This is a genomic window from Candidatus Omnitrophota bacterium (assembly GCA_018830005.1).
GTDB lineage: Bacteria > Omnitrophota > Gorgyraeia > JAHJTE01 > JAHJTE01 > JAHJTE01.
In genome coordinates this window covers 42965-64581 of the sequence record JAHJTE010000004.1, presented here as the reverse complement: position 1 = coordinate 64581, position 21617 = coordinate 42965, and the positions used below count along the sequence as shown (strand labels likewise).

Here is a 21617-nt window from a genome sequence, read left to right as displayed (position 1 = left end):
ATGCAACAAGATAATGTTCAATTTGACAACATAGCAATAAAAATTGCATCTCCCAGTGCGATTTTTTCCTGGTCTTCTGGAGAGGTAAAAAAGGCCGAGACCATAAATTACAGAACGCTAAAACCTGAAAAGGACGGACTCTTTTGCGAAAAGATATTTGGTCCTGTGCGTGACTGGGAATGTAACTGCGGAAAATATAAGGGTATCAAATTTAAAGGAATTACCTGCGACCGTTGCGGCGTGAGTATTGATCGTTCAAGCACAAGACGTGTAAGAATGGGTAGTATTGAATTGGCAACGCCCGTATCGCATATCTGGTTTTTTAAGGCTGTTCCATCAAGACTTTCGGCGATGCTTGATCTATCGTTGCGGGATTTAGAAAAGATTATTTATTATGAAGAATATGTTGTCATTGATCCGAAAGACACGCCTCTGAAGAAAAGAGAACTTCTCTCTGAGGATAAATATCAGCAGTGTCTTGAAAAGTATGACCAGGGATTTGATGCTAAGATTGGAGGCGAAGCGTTATTAGCCTTGCTTAAAGATCTTGATCTGGATAATAGCTGTAGGAAACTGCGAAAGCAGATAGAGGATTCAAAAGGCGGCGCCAGTGCACAGCGGCTTGTTAAAACTCTTAAAATCATTGATGATTTTCGTAAATCAGGCAATAAGCCAGAGTGGATGGTTCTTTCTGTCTTGCCTGTTATTCCGCCTGATTTAAGACCGCTTGTACCGCTTGATGGGGGTAGATTTGCCACCAGTGATTTAAATGATCTCTACAGAAGAGTAATAAATCGCAATAATCGTCTAAAGAAATTGCTGGATTTGAACGCGCCTGATATTATTATTCGTAATGAGAAGCGAATGCTACAGGAAGCTGTTGATGCCCTTTTGGATAACGGCAGGCATGGCAGGCCTGTTTTAGGTTCGAATAATCGTCCCTTGAAGTCTCTGTCTGATATGCTTAAAGGAAAACAAGGTAGATTTAGGCAGAATTTACTAGGTAAGCGCGTTGATTATTCTGGTCGTTCTGTCATTGTTGTTGGCCCTGAACTCAAATTGCATGAATGCGGTATACCTAAATATATGGCATTAGAGTTATTCGAGCCCTTTATTATAAGAAAACTGCGTGAAAGAGATATAGTTCATACGATTAAAGGTGCCAAGAGGCTGGTTGAACGCGCCAAAACTGAAGTCTGGGATATTTTAGATGAAGTAATTAAGGACCACCCTGTATTACTTAATCGTGCTCCCACGTTGCATAAGTTAAGCGTCCAAGCCTTTCAACCTGTTTTGACCGAAGGCAAGGCCATAAGGATTCACCCTTTAGTCTGCGCAGCTTTTAATGCTGATTTTGACGGAGATCAAATGGCAGTTCATGTTCCACTCTCTACTGAGGCTCAGCTTGAGGCCAAGCTTATTATGCTCTCAATTAATAATATCTTTTCTCCTGCTGATGGAAGGCCAATAGCAACGCCAACGCAGGATATTATTATTGGCTGCTATTTTATGACGAAAATAAAACCGAAGTCAAAAGGAGAGGCCAAGGTTTTTTCCACGCCTGACGAGGCTGTTATTGCCTTTAATGATAATTGTATTGAATTGCATTCACGTATTAAAGTAAGACTGGATTTGAAAAAAAATAAGATTTTAGATATATACAATGATTTCAATCAAATTAAAAATCTATCGGCAAATAGTGTCATCATTGAGACTACAGTAGGTAGAATCATATTCAATCAGGTTTTACCTAAAGACTTTGGTTTTGTTAATACGACCCTGAATAAGAGCAAGATCGGAAATATTGTTTCTGAATGCTATAAGCGTTTTCATCGTACAGAAACAGTACAATTATTAGATAAGCTTAAGCAGCTTGGTTTTGAATATGCAACATTAGCAGGTCTTTCGATTAGTATCGATGATTTGACGATTCCCAAAGGCAAAGAGACCTGTCTTGATAAAGCAAAAGAGGAGACGCGCAGGGTTGAGGAACAGTATCGGCGCGGTATTATTACCAAAGGTGAGCGCCACAATAAGATTATTGACATCTGGACCCATACTACAGATGAAATTTCTGATTTACTTTTTGAGGACTTTAGTCCATTTAATCCGATATTTATGATGGCAGATTCTGGAGCGCGAGGTTCGAAGTTGCAGATTCGTCAGCTGGCTGGTATGCGTGGCTTGATGGCTAAGCCTTCAGGGGAAATTATCGAAAGTCCGATCACTGCTAATTTTAGAGAGGGCTTGACTGTTTTGGAGTATTTTATATCTACACACGGAGCGCGCAAAGGCCTAGCAGATACTGCTCTAAAGACAGCTGATGCAGGTTATTTAACTCGACGTTTGGTCGATGTCGCACAAGAGGTTATTGTTAATGGATTAGATTGCGGAACATTAAACGGCATCACAGTTTCTGCTATTATCGAAGGTAATGAAGTGGTTGTTTCTTTGAAGGAAAGAATTGTAGGTAGGGTTGCCTTGGATAATGTAGTTGATGTTATTACTGATGAGACGATTATTACCTCAGGTGAGGAGATTGTTGTTGAAAAGGCTGAAATCATCGAGCGACTTGGAATTGAAAAAATTCGCATTAGAAGCGTTTTGACTTGTGAATCAGAGCGCGGCGTATGCGTAAAATGTTATGGTACTAATTTAGCTACTGATCGTCTTGTAGAACTGGGTGAGGCAGTTGGCGTTATTGCTGCTCAGTCTATTGGTGAGCCGGGAACGCAGCTTACGATGCGCACATTTCATATTGGTGGTACTGCCTCTCGCATTGTTGAGCAATCAGCCGTTAAAAGTCGCAATAAAGGCATTATTAAATATCATAATCTGCGCACTGTTAGCAAGAAGAAGGAATTCGTTGTTCTTAATCGCAATGGTTTCGTAAGCATTAATGACGCTCAAGGAAGGGAATTAGAACGTTATGCTGTTGTACAAGGGGCATTTCTTTCGTTCAAAGATGAACAGCAGATAGAAAAAGGCGTTGCCTATATTCGTTGGGATCCTTACACATCACCTATTTTAACTGAAGTTTCAGGTACAGTAAAATATGAAGAGATTGAGGAAGACGTAACCATAAGAAAAGAACTAAATGTGGTAACAGGGGCTGTTGAGTTCATTGTTGTTGAGCATAAGGCAGAGTATCATCCGCAAATAATAATCCTGAATAACAAAAAAGAGGTTTTAGGTATATATCCTATTCCGGCTGGGGCACATATCCTTGCTAAGGATGGAGAAAACGTTGAGGCTGGCGACCTACTCGCGAAGATTCCGCGCACGATTATCAAAACTAGAGATATTACTGGAGGCCTTCCCAGGGTAGCAGAGCTTTTTGAGGCACGCAAGCCTAAAGACCCTGCAATCATAACAGAAATCGATGGATTTGTTGAATTTGGAGAAACCAAAAAAGGCCAAAGAATGATAGTCGTTCGTTCTCCTACAGGCATGAAATGCGAATATGCTATTCCGGCTGGCAAACATCCAAACGTCTACAAGAGCGACCGTGTTGTTGCAGGTCAACAGCTGACTGATGGTCCAGTCGTACCGCAGGACATATTGCAGGTTTGCGGCGATAAGGTTTTGCAAGAATATCTGGTTAATGAAGTCCAGGAGGTATATCGCTTGCAGGGTGTACAAATTAATGATAAGCACATCGAACTTATAATCAGGCAGATGTTGAAAAAAGTGCGCATCGAAAATGCGGGTGATACAGAATTTTTAACCGGCCAACACGTAGACAAATGGAGATTCAAGCAGGAAAATGAAAAAGTAATGAAGAAAGGTGGCAGACCAGCATCAGCGACTCCCTTGCTTTTAGGAATAACAAAGGCATCATTGACAACAGAAAGTTTTATTTCTGCAGCAAGCTTTCAGGAGACAACGCGAGTATTAACAGAGGCGGCTGCTTCAGGAAAGGTTGATTTTCTTTACGGGTTGAAGGAAAACGTTATTGTTGGCCACCTGATTCCTGCTGGAACAGCTGCTGTGAATGATAACGAGGTTATTTTGGAAAAATTAGGCGCTTCCCAAGAAGTTGATAAGGAAAAGAAAGACTTGGAAGCTTTAGTAGCATCTAAGGAATAATTATATGCCAACAATTTCCCAATTAATTAGAAAACGAAGGGTAGCCAAAAAAAAGAAGACAAAATCACCTGCGTTAATGGGATGTCCGCAAAGAAGAGGCGTATGTCTGCAGGTACGAACAATGACACCTAAAAAACCAAATTCGGCTTTGCGTAAGATTGCCCGTGTCAGGTTGACTACTACTAGTGAGGTATCAGCCTATATACCAGGCGAAGGGCATAATCTTCAGGAACACTCAATTGTATTAGTTCGCGGCGGCAGGGTTAAGGATTTACCAGGTGTTAGATATCATATAGTGCGTGGTTCGCTGGATACTCTGGGAGTTGCAAATAGAAAGAAATCGCGTTCCAAATATGGAGCAAAAAGGCCTAAACAATGAGAAGGAAATCAAAATCTAAAAAAGAATTATTACCTGATCCAAAATACAAAAGTCGGGTTGTAACTAAATTTATAAATATGCTAATGCATGAAGGCAAGAAATCTGTCGCAGAGAGGATTCTTTACGGTTCGTTGGAGATTTTACAGAAAAAGACAAACGAAGATGCAATAAAGGCGTTAAATAAATCTATTGAAAATGCTCGGCCGCGTCTTGAGGTTAAGCCTCGACGTGTTGGCGGCGCAACCTATCAGGTACCTATAGAGGTGAATCAGGCTAGGGGTACGGCCTTGGCCTTGCGATGGATACGAGATTTCGCACGCTCTAAAAAGGGCAGGACAATGCAGTTGCGATTGGCTGAGGAACTCTTCTCTGCTTATAAAGGGGAAGGCGCAACAATAAAGAAAAGAGATGACACTCACAAAATGGCAGAGGCAAACAAAGCCTTCGCTCACTTTAGATGGTAATTTGAACTTATTAAAAGAGATGTCAAAAGAGAACGATTTAGGCAATATAAGAAATATTGGGATCATCGCCCATATTGACGCAGGAAAGACTACAACTACCGAGCGTATGCTTTTTTATTCGGGGAAGATTTATAAAATTGGCGAGGTAGATTCAGGTACGGCGACTATGGATTGGATGCCTCAGGAGCAGGAAAGGGGCATAACTATTACGGCTGCGGCAACAACGATTCTTTGGAAGACCAAAAGAATCAATATTATTGATACGCCTGGCCATGTCGACTTTACGATTGAAGTCGAACGTTCGCTTAAAATTTTAGATGGCTGTGTTGTTATCTTTTGTGCTGTTGGAGGAGTTGAATCTCAGAGCGAGACAGTATGGCGGCAAGCAGACCATTATAAGGTTCCCAGGATTGCATTTATAAATAAGATGGATAGAATGGGAGCTGATTTCTTCAATGTAGTCAATGAGGTAAAGGAACGCTTGAATAAACATGTTGCTCCAATACAGTTGCCAGTTGGAAAGGAAGAAAGCTTCGAAGGAATTATTGACTTGATCTCAGGCAAATTCGTTAAATCTCAGGATGATTTAGGCATAAAATTAGATTATTTGCCTATCCCTGATGATTTGCAATCGTTTTTTTCTCAACACCGTAACAACTTAATAGAAAAGCTTGCTGAGGTTGATGATCATATTATGAATAAATTCGTTCATAGCGAAGAGGTGACTACAGAGGAGATCAAGCAAGCAATAAGAGAGGCGGTTATAAATAATAAATTTGTTCCGATATTATGTGGCTCTTCTTTTAAGAATAAAGGAGTTCAGCTTTTACTTGAGGCAGTATGCGACTATTTGCCTTCGCCTTTAGATTTGCCGCCGATTAAAGGCATAGAGCCAAAGAGCGGCGAATATGAAGAAAGGATAGCCTCTGATCATGCTCCAATGTGTAGCCTATGCTTTAAGATTATAACCGATCCGTATGTCGGTAGACTAAATTATGTCAGGGTTTATTCTGGGGTATTAAAGTCTGGCAGTTACATATATAATGCTATGCAACGTTGTCGAGAGCGGGTGAGCAAAATCGTTCAGATGCATGCTAATAAACAGCAAATTGTTGATGAGCTTTCAACAGGTGATATCGGAGCAGTTGTGGGATTAAAAGAAGTAAGATCAGGTGATACCTTAACAGATGAATCTTATCCAATCCTTTTGGAATCAATGCATTTTCCTAAACCAGTAATCTCATTGGCAATTGAGCCCAAGACTAAAATTGATCAGGATAAATTAGGTATGTCGCTTAAAAAACTTGAAGAGGAAGATCCTTCTTTTCGTGTCACGTATAATTCTGAGACTGGTCAGACTGTAATTTCAGGCATGGGTCAGCTGCATTTAGAGATTGCTGTAAATAGGTTACTTCGTGAATTCAATGTTGAAGCAAACGTAGGCAGGCCGCAGGTGGCTTATAACGAAACAATTACAAAAAAGGTGAATTCTGTGGGAAAGTTTGTCAAGCAAACTGGTGGGCACGGCCAATATGGACACGTGGTTATTACGATGGCACCTTCAGAGGCCAAAGGTAGTGGCGTTACCTTTACTGATAGAATTAAATCCGGCGCAATACCCAGAGAATTTATCCCATCTGTTAAAAAAGGTATATTAGAGTCTGCTAAGAGTGGGGCAATTGCCGGCTTTGCAGTAACTGATATTGATGTAGAGCTAGTTGATGGTTCATTCCACGAAGTAGATTCTTCTGAGATTGCTTTTAAGATGGCCGCAGCGATTGCCTTTCGTGACGGTATGAGAAAGGCGAATGCTGTCTTACTTGAACCGATAATGGATGTTGAGGTTGTTACTCCTTTTGAATTTTTAGGCCAGGTTATTAGTGATTTAAACGGGAGGCGGGGGCGCGTAATAGCGTTAGGTCAACGTGTAAATGTACGCACTGTACGCGCTGATGTACCGTTGGCAGAACTTTTTGATTATGCTAATGCCTTGCGTTCTTTAACCCAAGGTCGTGCATCCTATACTATGGAGCCCTCTTATTATTCAGAGGTGCCTTCACATATAAAAGAGAAAATAATGTACGCAACATCGACAGGTGCTTAATTTCAAGGAGAGTAGACGAAGAAAATGAGGAGGTATTTTTATGGCTAAGGAAAAATTTGTAAGAACTAAACCCCATATTAACATCGGCACTATTGGCCACGTTGATCATGGGAAGACAACTCTTACTTCTGCTATCACGCTTGCTTTGAGCAAGGCTGGTTTTGCAGAGGCAAAAAGCTACGAACAGATTGATAACGCACCAGAGGAAAAAGAGAGAGGTTTGACAATCAATATCTCTCATGTAGAATACCAGACAGAAAAGCGACATTATGCGCATATCGACTGTCCTGGACACGCTGATTATATTAAGAATATGATTACCGGCGCGGCTCAGATGGATGGCGCTATCCTTGTTGTTTCAGCTGCAGATGGCGCAATGCCTCAAACTCGAGAGCACATTCTTCTTGCGCGTCAGGTTAATGTTCCATCCTTGGTAGTCTTCTTGAATAAGGTTGATCAGGTAGAAGATAAAGAGCTGCTGGATTTGGTGGAGCTAGAAATCCGTGATTTGCTTAATAAATATAAGTTTCCTGGGGATAAAACTCCGATCATAAAGGGAAGTGCCCTTAAAGCTATGGAAGCAGGCGGAGATCCCAATAATGAAGCCGTGAAACCTATATTAGAGCTGATGAAGGCTGTAGATGAATTCATTCCTGCTCCGAAAAGAGAAACAGATAAGCCGTTTTTGATGGCTATTGAAGACGTCTTTTCAATTTCTGGCCGTGGAACTGTTGGCACAGGAAGGATCGAAAGAGGCATTGTCAAGATTAATGAGGAAGTTGATATCGTAGGTTTGAGACCAGAAATCCACAAGACTGTTGTTACGGGAATTGAAATGTTTCGTAAACTTCTTGATGAAGGTCAAGCTGGAGATAACGTAGGATTGCTTTTACGCGGCGTAGAAAAAAATGATTTAGAAAAAGGGATGGTTTTGGCAAAACCAGGTTCAATAACCCCTCATACAAAATTTAAATCTCAAGTGTATATACTCAACAAAGAAGAAGGCGGAAGGCACACACCGTTCTTTGCTGGTTACAGGCCACAATTTTATTTCCGCACGACTGATGTTACAGGTTCAGTCAAACTACCACAAGGCGTAGAGATGGTTATGCCAGGTGATAATATTGAACTAGAGGTAGAGTTGATTATACCTGTTGCCGTTGAGAAAGAGACTCGCTTTGCAATCCGTGAAGGTGGACATACGGTTGGTGCAGGCGTGGTTAGCGAAATTATAGCATAAGGTTAGATTAGCGCTGATTTTTCTGAATCAGTGTAAGAAGGAAGATTTTAATGCAAAAGATAAGGATACGTCTTAAGGCATTTGATCACCGATTGCTGGATCAATCAACAATTGAAATTGTTGAGGCAGCAAAAAGAACGGGGGCAAAGGTTTCAGGTCCGATTCCCTTGCCTACCAAAAAAGAGCTCTATACTGTTCTAAAGTCTCCGGTGATTGACAAGAAAGCCAGAGAACAATTTCAACTGGCCACGCATAAGCGTTTAATTGAGCTAATAGAGCCTACAGCAAAAACAGTGGATGCCTTAAGGAAGCTCAACCTTCCTTCTGGTGTTGATGTGGAGATCAAATAAGATATGCAAACTTGTGGCATTTTAGGAAGAAAGCTTGGCATGACGCAGGTTTTCGATGAGAATGGAACATGCATTGCTGTAACCCTGATTGAGGCCGGTCCCTGCGTAGTACTTAAAAGCTATTCAAAGGGTGATATTTTTAAGCTTCAGTTGGGATTTGAGGATGTAAAAAAGACTTCTAAAGAAAACCGCATCAAGAAGCCACAATTAGGGCAATTTCGAAAAATAAAGGTTGCACCTAAAAGGATTATCAAAGAAGTAAAATTTTCTTCTAAAGAAGTGCCGGCAATTGGCTCCGAAATCACCGCCGATATTTTTAAAAAAGGTGACTATGTTGACATAAGAGGGACCTCTATTGGGAAAGGTTTTCAAGGAGGTATGAAGCGCTGGCATTGGGCGGGTGGATTCAAAACGCATGGTTCAACTAGCCATCGTCGTGTTGGTTCAATAGGTGCAAGTGCCTATCCATCTCGCGTTGTTAAAGGCCATCATATGCCCGGACATATGGGCAACAGAAAAGTAACCACACAAAATATTAAGGTTATAGAAGTGGTGGCGGGAGATAATCTATTGGTTGTGAAAGGCGCTGTGGTAGGACATAAGAATAACCTGCTTGTAATTCAAAAGGCAATAAAGAAGCATGGACAAATAAAAGACAATGAAACAAAATAAGGTTTTAGCAAAAGAAATAGCGCTACAGGATATTAGCGGAAAAGAAATAGACAAGATTAAGCTGCCGAAGATATTTTCGGATGTAGACGTTAAGCCCTTCTTGTTGCATAGGGCAGTTTCAATGTATCAAAACAATGAAAAATGCAAATTGGCAGCTACTAAAAATAGGGGTGATGTTTCTGGTGGTGGTGCTAAGCCTTGGCGTCAGAAAGGAACTGGCAGGGCCAGGGTAGGTTCCAATAGAAATCCAATATGGAAAGGCGGTGGCGTTGCCTTTGGCCCCATACCGCGCAACAGCCATTACAGCATTCCCAAAAGGTTAAAGCGAGAAGCTCTAAGGCATTCAATAATTGATAGGTTTAATGAAAAGGCAATAACCATCTTAGACAAATTAAAAATCGAAAAACCAAAAACCAAACTTTTATTTTCTATTTTAACTACGCTTAATATCAAAAATAAGGTATTATTACTTTTGTCAGAATCTGATGAGAATATACTGTTTGCAGCAAGGAATATTCCCTTTTTAGAAGTAAAATTGGCTTCTAATGTTAACGCCTACGACGTTCTGAAATCTAAGAGGCTTGTCCTTACAAAGGCAGCTTTGCAAAAAATAGTGGATAGAATAAAATGATAACTAGATTTGACATAATCAAGAGTCTTGTACGTACAGAAAAAGGCACGTCTTACTTAGAGCCATATGGCAAATATCTATTTTGGGTTGCAAAATATGCCAACAAACTGCAAATAAAAAAGGCAGTTGAGCAAATTTATAAAGTTAAAGTAAAAAAGATAAATACTCAAATTTGTCCTGGTAAATTGAAGAAAGTGCGTTATCAGTATGGAAAAACCCCTGATTGGAAAAGGGCAACCGTAACTTTAGTAGAGGGTCAAAAAATAGAGACCACTTAACTTATAATTTATTATGGCTATAAAAAAATATAAACCAGTAACACCTGCTCTCAGATGGACTATAACTTCAGGCTTTGATGGGTTAACCAAGAAAAAGAGAGAGAAAAGCCTCTGCACAGACCTTAGAAAAAGTGGTGGCAGGAATAGTCTTGGCCGCATTACTGTTAGGCATCGAGGCGGCGGCCGTAAGCGTCAATATCGCATTATTGATTTTAAGCGCGATAAAAGAGATATGCCTGCAATAGTTATTGCTATTGAGTATGATCCGAATCGAAGCGCAAGAATCGCATTACTTAAATATGAAGATGGCGAGAAACGCTATATTATTGCGCCGACTGGTTTAGTTGAAGGAAATCAAGTCCTGGCAAGCGAGAATCCAAATACTGAAATTAAGATAGGCAATTGCTTATCACTAAAGTTGATACCACCTGGTACGCCCATACATAATATTGAGCTAAGACGTGGCCTTGGAGGCATAATTGTTCGCAGTGCAGGTTCATCAGCTGTGATTACTGCTAAGGAGGGGAAATTCGCTCAAGTTAAATTGCCTTCGGGAGAATTAAGGCTCGTTGGTCTAGATTGTATGGCGACGATTGGAAATGTAAGTAATAGTGAACATAGTTCTTTAATGTATGGAAAGGCAGGTAGACGGCGCTGGCTTGGCATAAGACCTTCGGTTCGTGGAGTGGCAATGAACCCCATTGATCATCCTCATGGTGGAGGCGAAGGTAAGGCAGGACAAGGTAATCCTCATCCTGTAACCCCTTGGGGAAAACCAACGAAAGGTTTTAAGACAAGAAAAAAGACGAAATATTCAGATAAATTCATTATAAAACGAATTAACTAACTAATAAAAATGTCTAGATCTATTAAAAAAGGTCCGTTTGTTGACGAGAAATTGGAGAAAAAGGTTGAGAAGGCTAGAAGGATGGGCTCCAGGCAACCAATAAAGACATGGAGTCGTCGTTCAACCATAACTCCAGATTTTGTAGGCCTTACAATTGCTGTCCATGATGGCAGGAAGCACATTCCAGTTTTTATTACCGAGAATATGGTTGGGCATAAGTTAGGAGAATTCGCACCAACGCGTACATTCCGTAAACATGGCGGCGTAAAGGCAAAGAAAGGACCTGAAAAGACATAAACAGACTTAAGGATGGAAGTTTATCATGGTCGCAAAGGCGTCATTAAAATTTGTTCGAATTGCACCACGTAAGGTACGTGAGGTTGTTAATCTGCTTCGAGGAAAACCTGTAATTGAAGTCCTTGCAATCTTGCAGAGCATATCGCGTGGTTCTAAGGAACCAATTATTAAATTAGTTAATTCTGCTATTGCCAATGCAAAGGTAAAAGGCTTGACTGCCCAACAGCTATTTATTTCAAAATTCGTTGTTGATGGGGCATCAACCTGGAAGAGATACAGGGCTGCTTCTTTCGGTCGGGCAATGAGGATTAGAAAGAGGACGAGCCATATTAATTTGGAATTAGACGTAATTAAATAGGAGGAGTTTTGGGTCAAAAAGTACATCCGTTGATTTTAAGGATCGGTATAATAAAGGATTGGATATCTCCTTGGTATGCCAATAAGAAGGATTATCCAAAATTTATTCAAGAAGACTATCAGATAAGGAAATTCATAAAAAAACGCACTTCTCAGGCAGCGGTCTCGAGCATTGAAATTAAAAGAATGTCCGATAAGTTAAATATCAGAATCAATACAGCAAGACCCGGAGTCATAATTGGTCGTCATGGCTCTGAGATTGAGAGGCTACGTAACGAACTCGGTAATATTGTCAAGAAGGAGTTCAATATTGAAATTGGGGAGATTAAAAACGCGGCAGCTGATGCACAATTGATCGCCGAAAATATATCCTTTCAGCTAGTTAAAAGAATTGCTTTCAAGCGGGCAATTAAAAGGGCTATTGATCAGGCAATAAATAGTGGTGCAAAAGGCATAAAAATTAGTTGTGCCGGAAGGCTGGGAGGAGCTGAAATTGCAAGAAGAGAGACTTACAAAGAAGGCAAGATTCCCTTACAGACCTTTCGTGCAGACATCAACTATGGATTTACTGAAGCACTTACAACATATGGTTTGATTGGTATAAAGGTGTGGGTTTATAAAGGTGATATTATTCCTGGCGTTGGCAAGGTATCCGAAGGTAAACCAGAAAGCGCTAAACAGTAAGATTTAGAGGTTCCACCATGGTTCTTATGCCTAAAAGAGTTAAATATCGTAAGGCCCAAAGGGGTTCTCGCCGGGGAGAGGCTGCCCGCGGAACGTCAATTAATTTTGGTGAATTTGGACTAAAGGCATTGGAGAATGGTTATCTAAAAAATAATCAACTGGAATCGGCAAGGGTTACTTTGACCAAACAGCTAAGAGGCGGCGGTAAACTCTGGATTAGGGTATTTCCGGATAAATCCGTAACCAAGAAACCAGCTGAAACCAGACAGGGTAAGGGTAAGGGAGAATTAGACCACTGGGTTGCTGTTATAAGAAGGGGCAGGGTATTATTTGAGTTAGGTGGAGTCCCAAAGGAATTTGCCAGACAGGCCCTAAGTCTTGCTGCCCACAAACTACCGATTCGAACTAAATTTTTAACAAGAATGCATTAATACCATGAAGATTGAAGAATTACGTAATTTAAATAAAGACGAATTGCTCACAAAGGAGACTCAGCTTAAAGAGGAAATCTTTAAGCTGAATTACCAGAGAAAGATCGGCCGTGTTGAAAAGCCTCATAGATTCAAGTTGCTAAAAAAAGACGTTGCCAGAATTCAAACGTTATTAAAAGAGCAGGAGCAAGAAGAAAGTGGACAAAAAAAGACATAGCAGAAAAGTATTATCCGGTGTTGTAATAGGCAATAAGATGAATAAGACAGCAGTGGTGCGTGTTTCAACTGTGCAGTTCCATGCTCGCTATAAACGTCTCGTAGGCCAGAATAAAAAATTCAAGGTCCATGACGAAAAGAATGAGGCCAATGTTGGGGATACTGTCAGGATTATGGAGACGCGTCCGCTTTCTAAAGATAAGCGATGGCGCCTGGTAGAAATTATTAAATAACAATAGCTAGTAATTAAATTTATTAAAAGTTATGATTCAACTACGTTCAAGACTTGATGTCGCCGATAATACAGGGGCAAAAATTGCTTCTTGTATTGGTGTATTAGGGCGCAGGGGCAAAAAATTTGCATTCATTGGTGATATTATCAAAGTCAATATAAAGGAATCGATTGCAGATGCTGCCGTAAAAAAGGGAGAGGTTGTTACAGCAGTTGTGGTTAGAACGAAAAAGAAGATTTGCCGCAACGATGGTAGCTATGTCACATTTGATAGGAATGCAGTTGTAATAATAGATGCCCAATTGAATCCAAGGGGTACTAGGGTTTTTGGGCCGGTAGCCAGAGAATTACGTGATAAAAACTTTATGAAAATAATTTCTTTGGCCCCTGAGGTTATATAAAATTCCTCCAACGGTGCAGTAATGGATAAGATAAAAAAAGGCGATATAGTAAAGGTAATCTCCGGTAAAGATAGGGGAAAGACGGGAAAGGTCTTAAGGGTCTTTTCACAAAACCAGAAGGCGATCGTAGAAAAGATTAATTTCTTTAAGAAGCATATGCGTCGGACTCAAGAAAATCAAAAGGGCGGCATTATAGAAAAGGAGAATCCAGTTAGCCTATCAAATCTCATGATCCTCTGCAGGCAATGTAATAAGCCTGTACGTGTTAAAATCGGAACTTTAAAGGATAAGTCAAAAACTCGACTATGCATTAAATGCAACAATACAATATAAATTCATGAATAAACCTAGATTAAAAGAAAAATACACAAAAGAAATAGTCCCGCAGTTACAGTCAAAATTCGGTTATAAGAATTCTATGTCTGTGCCGCATATTAGCAAGATTGTCGTCAACATGGGGGTGGGTGAGGCTGTAGATGATATTAAGCTTCTTGATGTGGCCATGGCTGATCTTGCTACTATAACCGGTCAGAAGCCAATTAAAAGACGCGCTAAAAAGGCGGTATCTAATTTTAAAATAAAGCAAGGTCATCCTGTGGGGTTAAAGGTGACTTTGCGTCGAGCCAGGATGTATGAATTTCTCGACCGACTAATCAATATTGCGCTTCCTCGTATTAGGGATTTTCGCGGCCTCTCGCAGAATTCCTTCGATGAGGCTGGTAACTATTCATTTGGCATTGCAGAACAGCTAATCTTTCCTGAAATTGAATATGATAAGATTGAATTTTCGCAAGGAATGAACGTAACTATCTGCATAACTGCCAAGGCAAAGGAAGAGGCCAGAGAATTGTTGAGATTATTTGGAATGCCCTTTCAAACACAAGGTAAGGCAAGCTAAATGGCAAAAAAATCACAAATTGAAAGATGGAGTAAGACAGCAAAATTTAGCACACGAAAATATAATCGTTGTCGCATTTGCGGCAGGAGACGCGGATATTTGCGTAGATTTAATTTATGTAGAATTTGTTTCCGTGAACTCGCCTGGAAAGGTCAAATTCCCGGAGTAAAAAAGGCAAGTTGGTAAGATGAAAGGGTTTTGCTCTAAAGTACACTAGTTGTTTATTATGAGGAGAATCAATGAGGACAGATTTAGTCGCTGATACACTGACAGTAATCCGCAACGCTTATATGATCAAAAAAGAAACTGTCGATGTAATTAAGAATAATCTTATATTGTCAATCTTAGAGATATTAAAGCGTGAAAATTATATTAGTAACCTTAAGGTCTTAGAAGGTCAAACTCCGAAGTTAATTCGCGTTTATTTAAAGTATGATTCCGAAGGAAAATCAGCCATTATCGGATTAGAGCGTGTTTCTAAGTCTAGCTTGAGAAGATATGTTCATGCTAAGAGAATACCCAAGGTATTAAATGGACTGGGTTTGGCAATTCTCACTACCTCTAAAGGTGTTGTAACCAATAAAGAAGCCAGAGAGATGAAAATAGGCGGTGAGATTATTCTATCCGTCTGGTGAGTTAACAATAGGACAGAAAGATGTCACGAGTAGGCGAAAAACCAATAGCTATTCCAAAAGAAGTAAAAGTCGAAATTTCTAAGCAGGTCATAACTGCCAGCGGCGCAAAAGGAAAGCAAGCTCTTAACATTCCTTTGCCAATTACTGCCAAGGTCGATAAAGATAGATTAATTTTGTCTCGACCCAATGATACCAAAAGCAGTAAATCTCTACATGGCCTGGCAAGAAGCCTGGCTTTTAATTTGATTGCAGGCGTAGAGAAAGGTTTTGTTAAAGAGCTAGAAATTGTTGGTGTTGGTTTTCGTGCTCAGGTGCAGGGTAAGGTGCTCAATATGCAATTGGGTTTTTCACACCCGGTAAATTTTCCGATTCCTGATGACATTAAGGTTCAGGTTGGTAAACAGAATAAAATTACTATTGAGGGTATGGATAAGGCACGTGTCGGCCAGATAGCAGCAGAGATTAGACATATTTTTCCTCCTGAGCCTTATAAAGGTAAGGGCATCCGTTATACTGACGAAAAGGTTCGTAGAAAAGTAGGTAAGGTTGTATCTAAATAAATCAAGCTATGAGAGATAAAAAGACAAGGCGACTTAAAAGACAGATTAGAACAAGGGTTAAGATATGCGGCACGAAACAGAGGCCGCGACTCGCCGTCATTAGAACATTATCAAACATATTCGTTCAGCTCGTTGATGATGAAAATCATAGTACCTTGCTTAGCGCCTCTACTTTAGATAAAAAATTAAAGGGTGCTAATGTATATGGCGGCAACACTAAAGCAGCAGATATGCTTGGTGGGATTCTGGCTCAACGAGCAAAAGAAAAAGGCATCAGCAAGGTTGTTTTTGATAGAAGAGATCGACCTTATCACGGAAGAATAAAGGCCTTAGCAGAGGCCGCAAGAAAGGCAGGGTTGGAATTCTAAAATGACAGAAGCTAAAAAACAAGAAACTCAAAGCCAAGAAGCACTTATTGAAAAAGTTATAAGCATTAATCGCGTAACCAAGGTAACCAAAGGCGGTAAAAAGCTTAATTTTAACGCCCTGGTTGTTGTGGGTGATGGAAAGGGCCACGTTGGTCTTGGGCTAGAGAAGGCGAACGAAGTAGCAAGCGCGATTCGTAAATCTATTAGTAAGGCAAAAAATGCAATGATAACTGTACCGATGGTTGAGAAGACTATTACTCATACAATTATAGGTCGATACGGTGCTGCAAGAGTATTGCTCAAGCCTGCAAGGCCCGGAACCGGTGTTATTGCCGCTGGTTGCGTAAGAGCGGTTTGTGAGGCTGCGGGGATTAGGGATATCTTAACTAAGTGTCTAACGTCAAATAACCCGATTAATGTTACTAAGGCCACCATCACTGGCTTTTTAAAGCTGAAGGCTGCAAAGGTTTAAAATGTTAATTAATCAATTGAGACCAAGGATTAGGCAAAAGAGAAAAAAGAGGGTTGGTCGCGGCAGTTCTTCTGGCCATGGTAAAACATCAACTCGGGGGCATAAAGGACATAAGGCAAGAACAGGCAGAACAACCTATCTTGGTTTTGCTGGTGGACAGACGCGGCTTATGAGGAAGCTGCCAAAGGTTGGTTTTAATGTATATAAGAAGCATATTTACCAGATAGTAAGCTTGGAGGCTATTAGTAAAAATATTAAAAAAGAAATTGAAGAGATTACACCTAGTTTCTTAAAAGAGGCAGGTCTTATTAAGTCTGATAAGAAACCAGTCAAGATATTAAGCGATGGTAAGTTGTCGCGCTCTTTTGTCTTTAAAGGATGCAAGTTCTCAGCTAACGCAATCAAAAAAGTTGAAGAAGCCGGTGGTAAGATAGTTAAATAAATAGAATGCTTTCTTCCTTTGCCAACTGTTTTAAAATACCCGATTTAAAAAAGAAAATCCTCTTTACTCTGGGGATTATCTTTGTTTATAGAATTGGCTCTTTTATACCGACGCCTGGAATTAATAGCTCGGCCTTAGCACAATTTTTTGAAAGGATGAGCCAGACTCAAGGCGGTACGCTCTTTGGCATAATGAATATGTTCTCAGGTGGTGCGATAAGCAGATTGACAATCTTTGCTCTCGGGATCATGCCTTATATTTCGTCTTCAATTATTCTACAGCTCTTAACAGCAGTAATCCCTGCCTTGGAGCGAATTGCAAAGGAAGGTAGAGAGGGTCAAAAGAAGATAACCCAGCTTACGCGCTACGGAACAGTCTTGTTGGCTGTAGTTCAAGGATTCTTCATTGCGCTATGGTTGGAAAATCCTGCACGCTTTCAAGACCTACAGATCGTTTCAAATCCAGGATTGATCTTTCGCTTTGTTACTGTAATTACCCTGACTGCAGGAACGCTTTTTGTTATGTGGTTAGGGGAGCAAATACAGGAAAGGGGAATCGGAAACGGAATCTCATTGATTATTACTGTAGGCATAATTTCTAGAATTCCCTCGGCCTTGTATCAGTTGTATCTTTTAGTTAATCCAGGGGCGGCTGCACAGGCAGTAATTGGTAATCCGGCTAAGCTTTTAATCTTACCTTTTATATTATTTGGAGTAATATTTGCTGTTGCCTTTATTACTCAGGGCCAGCGCAAAATACCTGTTCAGTATGCGCGCAGGGTTGTGGGCAGAAAAATTTATGGAGGTCAAAGTACTTACTTGCCCTTACGAGTTGATATGTCAGGAGTAATAGCTATTATATTCGCGCAATCAATAATCCTGTTTCCTGCGACCTTAGCTTCTTTTATACCTAATCCTGCCTTTCAACGTTTGGCGCAAAGTTTAGTTAGGGGACATTTTCTCTATACCTTGGTATATGCAGGTTTAATTATGTTTTTCTGCTATTTTTACACAGCCATTGTATTCAACCCTATTGACATTTCAGATAACATGAAAAAATATGGAGGCTTTATTCCTGGGATAAGACCGGGAAAGCCAACATCAGATTATCTTGACTTTGTTATGACTCGAATTACCTTAGCGGGTGCAATGTTTATTGTCTTTATTGCTGTATTTCCTGATTTAATAATGGCCTGGCTTGAGATTCCTTACTTGATTGCTTCCTTTTTTGGAGGAACAGGGATCTTAATTGTAGTCGGTGTTTTACTTGATACTGCTAAGCAGATCGAATCTCAACTTCTAATGCGTAATTACGAAGGCTTTATGAAATCCGGTCAGATTAGAGGGCGGACGCGATGAGGATAATTCTTCTTGGCTCTCCAGGCGCAGGAAAGGGCACGCAAGCAGTGCTTTTAAGCAAGAAATTCAATATACCGCATATCTCAACAGGGGATTTATTAAGGCAGGCAGTGCGCAATGAGACCTCTTTAGGAAAAGAGGCCAAATCTTATATAGACAGAGGCGTATTGGTCCCTGATAATTTAGTAACGTTGCTGGTTGAAAACAAGCTTGAAGCTATTGATGCTGGAAAAGGCTTTATATTGGATGGTTTTCCCAGGAACATCCAACAGGCAATAGCAGTCGATGCAATATTGAAGAAACTTTCAACAGTTATTGACTGGGTGATATATTTAAAGGCATCAGAAGAGACAATAATACAGAGACTTTCTGGTCGCAGGGTATGTAAGGATTGCGGTGTCAATTTCCATATAAAGAATTTACCGCCTAAAAATGAGGGCATCTGTGATAATTGCGGTGGAAGGCTCATTCAGCGTGACGATGATAAGCTCTCAACCATTAAGAACAGAATAAAGACTTACGAACAGCAGACTAAAGATTTAGTAGAATACTACCAAAAAAAAGAAAAACTTAAAGAGGTTTCCGGGGATTTAAGTGCAGAGGATGCACTTACTCAGTTAGAAAAGTTTTTTAGTTGTTTGAAATGATTACTATAAAAACTGCTGAAGAAATAGAGCTGATGCGCAGAGCCGGAAAGATTGTGGCAAGTCTGCTAAAAGGCATCGGAAGGAAGGTCAGCCCTGGGATTACAACGGTCGCATTAGAGAATTACGCATTAGCGATAATTGAAGAATGTGGCGCTGTTTCAGCATTTAAAGGCTATGAGGGATATCCTGCTAATATCTGCACAAGTGTTAATGAAGAGGTAGTTCACGCTATTCCATCTGGGCGAGTTTTAAAAGAAGGTGATATTGTAAGCATTGATGTGGGCGTTAAATATCAAGGCTATTTTGCTGATGCTGCAATCACCTGTCTGGTTGGGCGTGTTGATCGCCGAATCGTAGATTTAGTTAGAGTTACTAAAAAGGCTCTAGCAAAGGCAATTGATAAGGCCCGGCCGGGAAATTTTGTCTCAGATATATCTAATGCCGTAGAAAGCTTTGTGGCTTCAAGGGGGTTTTCAGTAGTTCGGGAATTTGTTGGTCACGGCATAGGCAAGAAATTACACGAGGACCCGCAGATACCGAATTTCGGAAAACCTCATATGGGAGAACAATTAAAGGCCGGGATGGTCCTGGCGATTGAACCGATGGTCAATATGGGCGCACATCCTGTTGAGATTCTCTCAGATGGCTGGACAGCAGTAACTAAAGACAGGTTTCCATCTGCTCATTTCGAACACTGCGTATTAATAACTGAAAGAGGAAACGCTATTTTAACAAGATAACTTATGGCTAAAGAAGAAGCAATTGAGGTAGAAGGTGTTGTTGTTGAATCTTTACCAAACGCTATGTTTCGCGTAAAGTTAGAAAACGACCATATAGTGCTTGCGCATATTTCAGGTAAAATTAGGATGCATTTTATCCGCATCCTACCAGGCGATCGTGTAAAATTAGAACTTTCTCCATATGATCTAAACCGGGGTAGGATTACTTATAGGACAAAATGAAAGTAAGAACAGCAGTTAAAAGACTTTGCTTTAATTGCAAGGTCATCAAAAGACGTGGAGTAGTTAGAGTTATTTGCTCTAACCCCCAGCATAAGCAGAGACAAGGGTAAGTTAACCCTTTAAGTCTAGGGGTCATTAAAGGAGGTTTTAGATTGCCCAGAATATTAGGTGTAGATCTACCAAAAGAAAAAAAGATTAATATTTCGCTTCGTTATCTTTTTGGAGTCGGCCCGGTTAATTCATTGGCAATATTAGATAAGGCCGGGGTAGACCCTCATAAAAAAGCAAAGGACCTTAGTGACGAAGAGGTTTCGAAAATAAACCACGTAATTCAGAAAGAGTTTAAGGTCGAAGGCGATTTAAAAAGAGAGATCTCGCAAAATATAAAACGTCTTGTGGATATCTCTACTTATCGCGGCTTACGTCATAGAAGAAGCCTGCCAGTAAGAGGCCAACGTACAAAGACCAATGCCCGTACACGAAAAGGTCCACGTAAAAACGTTGCTCTTATGCGAGCCCCGGCAGCAAAGGAAAAGCCAACTAAGGAATAAATACTTTCTAGGAGAAGATGATGGCAATAAAAAAGGAAAAAGGTAAAAAGAAGAAATTATTAGGTGTGACCAGCGGTTTGGTATTTATTCAGGCAACATTCAATAACACGCTTATTTCCATTACTGACAAGAGCGGAAATGTGATTTCCTGGTCTTCGCCCGGCGTTGTTGGTTTCAGTGGTTCCAAAAAATCAACGCCATTTGCAGCTCAGATCGCTGCTCAAGATGCAGCCAAGAAGGCAAAGGAATTAGGGCTTAGAGAGGTTGTTGTTTGCGTTAGAGGCGCAGGTTCTGGTAGGGAATCAGCAATTAGGGCATTGCAAGCTACAGGCCTGACAGTTACGGCAATCCGAGATATAACTCCTATTCCCCATAATGGATGTCGCCCTAAAAAGCGAAGGAGAGTATAGATATGGCGCGTTACACTGGTTCAAAGTGCAGACTTTGCAGAAGAGAAGGCACAAAATTATTCTTAAAAGGTTCGCGCTGTCTTACTGATAAGTGTGCATTTACCCGTAGGAGCTATTCTCCGGGTGAACATGGTCAAGGCCGTCGTAGTCGTAGTAAGCTATCGAATTACGGCATGCAGTTACGAGAAAAACAGAAAGTAAAAAGGATTTACGGAATTTTAGAAAAGCAGTTCAGGCGCTATTTTGTTATTGCTTCAAAAAAGAGCGGTGCTACAGGTGAGGTTCTGCTGCAGTTATTGGAGAGAAGAATAGATAACGTTATCTTTCGCTCCTGTATTGCTGCTAGTCGAAATCAAGCCCGGCAGTTTGTTCGCCATGCCTTTATTTCAATAAATGGTCGCAAAGTAACCATTCCATCGTTTCTTGTTAAGCCTGATTCAAAGATCACAATAAAACCAAAGGGTAAACTCGCAAACCTAATTAAGGAAAACTTAGAGGCAAACAAAGAGCGTGCTGTTCCGGCATGGATGCGCGCAGATCATGAAAAGTTGACTTTAGAAATTTTAAAATTACCCGAAAGGTCCGATGTCCAGTTTCCAATTTCTGAACAGCTAATTGTTGAGTTGTATTCAAAATAATATA

At 40.5% G+C, this 21617-nt stretch carries 33 protein-coding genes; all 33 read left to right on the top strand.

What is annotated here, in order from left to right; genetic code table 11:
- The 33 genes from rpoC to rpsD are packed head-to-tail and all read left to right on the top strand — an operon-like array spanning window position 1 to window position 21613.
- Window positions 1–4089, top strand: coding sequence for a DNA-directed RNA polymerase subunit beta' (gene rpoC / locus KJ593_08365; GenBank protein MBU2541898.1), 4089 nt, complete (start codon window positions 1–3; stop codon window positions 4087–4089).
- 4 nt (window positions 4090–4093) lie between these two features.
- Window positions 4094–4468, top strand: a complete 375-nt coding sequence (gene rpsL / locus KJ593_08360) for a 30S ribosomal protein S12 (GenBank protein MBU2541897.1) — start codon at window positions 4094–4096, stop codon at window positions 4466–4468.
- A complete protein-coding gene (gene rpsG / locus KJ593_08355; GenBank protein MBU2541896.1) occupies window positions 4465–4932 on the top strand; it encodes a 30S ribosomal protein S7 in 468 nt (155 codons plus the stop codon). Before rpsL ends, rpsG begins: the two co-directional genes overlap by 4 nt.
- Before the next feature lie 19 nt (window positions 4933–4951).
- Entirely contained in the window at window positions 4952–7036 is a 2085-nt protein-coding gene (gene fusA / locus KJ593_08350; GenBank protein ID MBU2541895.1) for an elongation factor G, read from the top strand.
- A gap of 40 nt (window positions 7037–7076) precedes the next feature.
- On the top strand, window positions 7077–8276 hold the full coding sequence (gene tuf / locus KJ593_08345) for an elongation factor Tu (protein MBU2541894.1): 1200 nt from the start codon (window positions 7077–7079) through the stop codon (window positions 8274–8276).
- Window positions 8277–8320: 44 nt separating this feature from the next.
- Entirely contained in the window at window positions 8321–8626 is a 306-nt protein-coding gene (gene rpsJ, locus KJ593_08340; protein ID MBU2541893.1) for a 30S ribosomal protein S10, read from the top strand.
- 3 nt (window positions 8627–8629) lie between these two features.
- The gene (gene rplC, locus KJ593_08335; GenBank protein ID MBU2541892.1) at window positions 8630–9298 is read left to right on the top strand and encodes a 50S ribosomal protein L3; all 669 of its coding nucleotides are present in this window, start codon (window positions 8630–8632) and stop codon (window positions 9296–9298) included.
- Window positions 9285–9929, top strand: coding sequence for a 50S ribosomal protein L4 (rplD, locus tag KJ593_08330; protein MBU2541891.1), 645 nt, complete (start codon window positions 9285–9287; stop codon window positions 9927–9929). Before rplC ends, rplD begins: the two co-directional genes overlap by 14 nt.
- A complete protein-coding gene (gene rplW / locus KJ593_08325; GenBank protein ID MBU2541890.1) occupies window positions 9926–10207 on the top strand; it encodes a 50S ribosomal protein L23 in 282 nt (93 codons plus the stop codon). Before rplD ends, rplW begins: the two co-directional genes overlap by 4 nt.
- A 13-nt stretch (window positions 10208–10220) precedes the next feature.
- Entirely contained in the window at window positions 10221–11054 is an 834-nt protein-coding gene (gene rplB / locus KJ593_08320; protein MBU2541889.1) for a 50S ribosomal protein L2, read from the top strand.
- Between the two features lie 9 nt (window positions 11055–11063).
- Complete coding sequence (gene rpsS, locus KJ593_08315) at window positions 11064–11351, top strand: 30S ribosomal protein S19 (GenBank protein MBU2541888.1); 288 nt, start codon at window positions 11064–11066, stop codon at window positions 11349–11351.
- A 25-nt stretch (window positions 11352–11376) separates the two neighbouring features.
- Window positions 11377–11709, top strand: a complete 333-nt coding sequence (rplV, locus tag KJ593_08310) for a 50S ribosomal protein L22 (protein ID MBU2541887.1) — start codon at window positions 11377–11379, stop codon at window positions 11707–11709.
- Window positions 11710–11717: 8 nt separating this feature from the next.
- A complete protein-coding gene (gene rpsC / locus KJ593_08305) occupies window positions 11718–12392 on the top strand; it encodes a 30S ribosomal protein S3 (protein MBU2541886.1) in 675 nt (224 codons plus the stop codon).
- A 17-nt stretch (window positions 12393–12409) separates the two neighbouring features.
- Window positions 12410–12823, top strand: coding sequence for a 50S ribosomal protein L16 (rplP, locus tag KJ593_08300; GenBank protein ID MBU2541885.1), 414 nt, complete (start codon window positions 12410–12412; stop codon window positions 12821–12823).
- 4 nt (window positions 12824–12827) lie between these two features.
- On the top strand, window positions 12828–13040 hold the full coding sequence (gene rpmC, locus KJ593_08295; GenBank protein ID MBU2541884.1) for a 50S ribosomal protein L29: 213 nt from the start codon (window positions 12828–12830) through the stop codon (window positions 13038–13040).
- Window positions 13021–13272 carry a 30S ribosomal protein S17 gene (gene rpsQ, locus KJ593_08290; GenBank protein ID MBU2541883.1) on the top strand — a complete coding sequence of 84 codons (252 nt, stop codon included), beginning with the start codon at window positions 13021–13023 and terminating at the stop codon, window positions 13270–13272. The genes rpmC and rpsQ overlap by 20 nt, the downstream gene beginning before the upstream one ends.
- 31 nt (window positions 13273–13303) lie before the next feature.
- A complete protein-coding gene (gene rplN, locus KJ593_08285) occupies window positions 13304–13672 on the top strand; it encodes a 50S ribosomal protein L14 (GenBank protein MBU2541882.1) in 369 nt (122 codons plus the stop codon).
- A 21-nt stretch (window positions 13673–13693) separates the two neighbouring features.
- Window positions 13694–14005: a 50S ribosomal protein L24 gene (rplX, locus tag KJ593_08280; GenBank protein ID MBU2541881.1), complete on the top strand. Its 312-nt coding sequence runs from the start codon at window positions 13694–13696 to the stop codon at window positions 14003–14005.
- A 4-nt stretch (window positions 14006–14009) separates the two neighbouring features.
- Window positions 14010–14570: a 50S ribosomal protein L5 gene (gene rplE / locus KJ593_08275; protein ID MBU2541880.1), complete on the top strand. Its 561-nt coding sequence runs from the start codon at window positions 14010–14012 to the stop codon at window positions 14568–14570.
- Window positions 14571–14756 carry a type Z 30S ribosomal protein S14 gene (locus KJ593_08270; GenBank protein MBU2541879.1) on the top strand — a complete coding sequence of 62 codons (186 nt, stop codon included), beginning with the start codon at window positions 14571–14573 and terminating at the stop codon, window positions 14754–14756.
- 53 nt (window positions 14757–14809) lie between these two features.
- On the top strand, window positions 14810–15205 hold the full coding sequence (gene rpsH, locus KJ593_08265) for a 30S ribosomal protein S8 (GenBank protein ID MBU2541878.1): 396 nt from the start codon (window positions 14810–14812) through the stop codon (window positions 15203–15205).
- Between the two features lie 20 nt (window positions 15206–15225).
- Window positions 15226–15765, top strand: a complete 540-nt coding sequence (gene rplF / locus KJ593_08260) for a 50S ribosomal protein L6 (protein ID MBU2541877.1) — start codon at window positions 15226–15228, stop codon at window positions 15763–15765.
- 8 nt (window positions 15766–15773) lie between these two features.
- Complete coding sequence (gene rplR, locus KJ593_08255) at window positions 15774–16133, top strand: 50S ribosomal protein L18 (protein ID MBU2541876.1); 360 nt, start codon at window positions 15774–15776, stop codon at window positions 16131–16133.
- 1 nt (window position 16134) lies between these two features.
- Window positions 16135–16605 carry a 30S ribosomal protein S5 gene (gene rpsE, locus KJ593_08250; GenBank protein ID MBU2541875.1) on the top strand — a complete coding sequence of 157 codons (471 nt, stop codon included), beginning with the start codon at window positions 16135–16137 and terminating at the stop codon, window positions 16603–16605.
- Between the two features lies 1 nt (window position 16606).
- Complete coding sequence (gene rplO, locus KJ593_08245; protein ID MBU2541874.1) at window positions 16607–17047, top strand: 50S ribosomal protein L15; 441 nt, start codon at window positions 16607–16609, stop codon at window positions 17045–17047.
- Between the two features lie 5 nt (window positions 17048–17052).
- Window positions 17053–18405: a preprotein translocase subunit SecY gene (gene secY / locus KJ593_08240; GenBank protein ID MBU2541873.1), complete on the top strand. Its 1353-nt coding sequence runs from the start codon at window positions 17053–17055 to the stop codon at window positions 18403–18405.
- Window positions 18402–19052: an adenylate kinase gene (locus tag KJ593_08235; GenBank protein ID MBU2541872.1), complete on the top strand. Its 651-nt coding sequence runs from the start codon at window positions 18402–18404 to the stop codon at window positions 19050–19052. Before secY ends, KJ593_08235 begins: the two co-directional genes overlap by 4 nt.
- Window positions 19049–19792, top strand: coding sequence for a type I methionyl aminopeptidase (map, locus tag KJ593_08230; GenBank protein ID MBU2541871.1), 744 nt, complete (start codon window positions 19049–19051; stop codon window positions 19790–19792). The genes KJ593_08235 and map overlap by 4 nt, the downstream gene beginning before the upstream one ends.
- 3 nt (window positions 19793–19795) lie before the next feature.
- Entirely contained in the window at window positions 19796–20014 is a 219-nt protein-coding gene (gene infA, locus KJ593_08225) for a translation initiation factor IF-1 (GenBank protein MBU2541870.1), read from the top strand.
- Window positions 20011–20124, top strand: coding sequence for a 50S ribosomal protein L36 (gene rpmJ / locus KJ593_08220; protein MBU2541869.1), 114 nt, complete (start codon window positions 20011–20013; stop codon window positions 20122–20124). Before infA ends, rpmJ begins: the two co-directional genes overlap by 4 nt.
- Before the next feature lie 42 nt (window positions 20125–20166).
- The gene (rpsM, locus tag KJ593_08215; GenBank protein MBU2541868.1) at window positions 20167–20565 is read left to right on the top strand and encodes a 30S ribosomal protein S13; all 399 of its coding nucleotides are present in this window, start codon (window positions 20167–20169) and stop codon (window positions 20563–20565) included.
- Window positions 20566–20585: 20 nt separating this feature from the next.
- Window positions 20586–20975 carry a 30S ribosomal protein S11 gene (gene rpsK / locus KJ593_08210; GenBank protein ID MBU2541867.1) on the top strand — a complete coding sequence of 130 codons (390 nt, stop codon included), beginning with the start codon at window positions 20586–20588 and terminating at the stop codon, window positions 20973–20975.
- 2 nt (window positions 20976–20977) lie between these two features.
- Window positions 20978–21613: a 30S ribosomal protein S4 gene (rpsD, locus tag KJ593_08205; protein MBU2541866.1), complete on the top strand. Its 636-nt coding sequence runs from the start codon at window positions 20978–20980 to the stop codon at window positions 21611–21613.
- The last annotated feature ends 4 nt before the right edge of the window (window positions 21614–21617 follow it).

Coding starts and splice junctions, on each gene's coding strand:
- rpoC (MBU2541898.1), top strand. CDS start 1: ATGCAACAAGATAATGTTCAATTTGACAACATAGCAATAAAAATTGCA.
- rpsL (MBU2541897.1), top strand. CDS start 4,094: ATGCCAACAATTTCCCAATTAATTAGAAAACGAAGGGTAGCCAAAAAA.
- rpsG (MBU2541896.1), top strand. CDS start 4,465: ATGAGAAGGAAATCAAAATCTAAAAAAGAATTATTACCTGATCCAAAA.
- fusA (MBU2541895.1), top strand. CDS start 4,952: ATGTCAAAAGAGAACGATTTAGGCAATATAAGAAATATTGGGATCATC.
- tuf (MBU2541894.1), top strand. CDS start 7,077: ATGGCTAAGGAAAAATTTGTAAGAACTAAACCCCATATTAACATCGGC.
- rplC (MBU2541892.1), top strand. CDS start 8,630: ATGCAAACTTGTGGCATTTTAGGAAGAAAGCTTGGCATGACGCAGGTT.
- rplD (MBU2541891.1), top strand. CDS start 9,285: ATGAAACAAAATAAGGTTTTAGCAAAAGAAATAGCGCTACAGGATATT.
- rplW (MBU2541890.1), top strand. CDS start 9,926: ATGATAACTAGATTTGACATAATCAAGAGTCTTGTACGTACAGAAAAA.
- rplB (MBU2541889.1), top strand. CDS start 10,221: ATGGCTATAAAAAAATATAAACCAGTAACACCTGCTCTCAGATGGACT.
- rpsS (MBU2541888.1), top strand. CDS start 11,064: ATGTCTAGATCTATTAAAAAAGGTCCGTTTGTTGACGAGAAATTGGAG.
- rplV (MBU2541887.1), top strand. CDS start 11,377: ATGGTCGCAAAGGCGTCATTAAAATTTGTTCGAATTGCACCACGTAAG.
- rplP (MBU2541885.1), top strand. CDS start 12,410: ATGGTTCTTATGCCTAAAAGAGTTAAATATCGTAAGGCCCAAAGGGGT.
- rpmC (MBU2541884.1), top strand. CDS start 12,828: ATGAAGATTGAAGAATTACGTAATTTAAATAAAGACGAATTGCTCACA.
- rplN (MBU2541882.1), top strand. CDS start 13,304: ATGATTCAACTACGTTCAAGACTTGATGTCGCCGATAATACAGGGGCA.
- rplX (MBU2541881.1), top strand. CDS start 13,694: ATGGATAAGATAAAAAAAGGCGATATAGTAAAGGTAATCTCCGGTAAA.
- rplE (MBU2541880.1), top strand. CDS start 14,010: ATGAATAAACCTAGATTAAAAGAAAAATACACAAAAGAAATAGTCCCG.
- KJ593_08270 (MBU2541879.1), top strand. CDS start 14,571: ATGGCAAAAAAATCACAAATTGAAAGATGGAGTAAGACAGCAAAATTT.
- rpsH (MBU2541878.1), top strand. CDS start 14,810: ATGAGGACAGATTTAGTCGCTGATACACTGACAGTAATCCGCAACGCT.
- rplF (MBU2541877.1), top strand. CDS start 15,226: ATGTCACGAGTAGGCGAAAAACCAATAGCTATTCCAAAAGAAGTAAAA.
- rplR (MBU2541876.1), top strand. CDS start 15,774: ATGAGAGATAAAAAGACAAGGCGACTTAAAAGACAGATTAGAACAAGG.
- rpsE (MBU2541875.1), top strand. CDS start 16,135: ATGACAGAAGCTAAAAAACAAGAAACTCAAAGCCAAGAAGCACTTATT.
- rplO (MBU2541874.1), top strand. CDS start 16,607: ATGTTAATTAATCAATTGAGACCAAGGATTAGGCAAAAGAGAAAAAAG.
- secY (MBU2541873.1), top strand. CDS start 17,053: ATGCTTTCTTCCTTTGCCAACTGTTTTAAAATACCCGATTTAAAAAAG.
- KJ593_08235 (MBU2541872.1), top strand. CDS start 18,402: ATGAGGATAATTCTTCTTGGCTCTCCAGGCGCAGGAAAGGGCACGCAA.
- map (MBU2541871.1), top strand. CDS start 19,049: ATGATTACTATAAAAACTGCTGAAGAAATAGAGCTGATGCGCAGAGCC.
- infA (MBU2541870.1), top strand. CDS start 19,796: ATGGCTAAAGAAGAAGCAATTGAGGTAGAAGGTGTTGTTGTTGAATCT.
- rpmJ (MBU2541869.1), top strand. CDS start 20,011: ATGAAAGTAAGAACAGCAGTTAAAAGACTTTGCTTTAATTGCAAGGTC.
- rpsK (MBU2541867.1), top strand. CDS start 20,586: ATGGCAATAAAAAAGGAAAAAGGTAAAAAGAAGAAATTATTAGGTGTG.
- rpsD (MBU2541866.1), top strand. CDS start 20,978: ATGGCGCGTTACACTGGTTCAAAGTGCAGACTTTGCAGAAGAGAAGGC.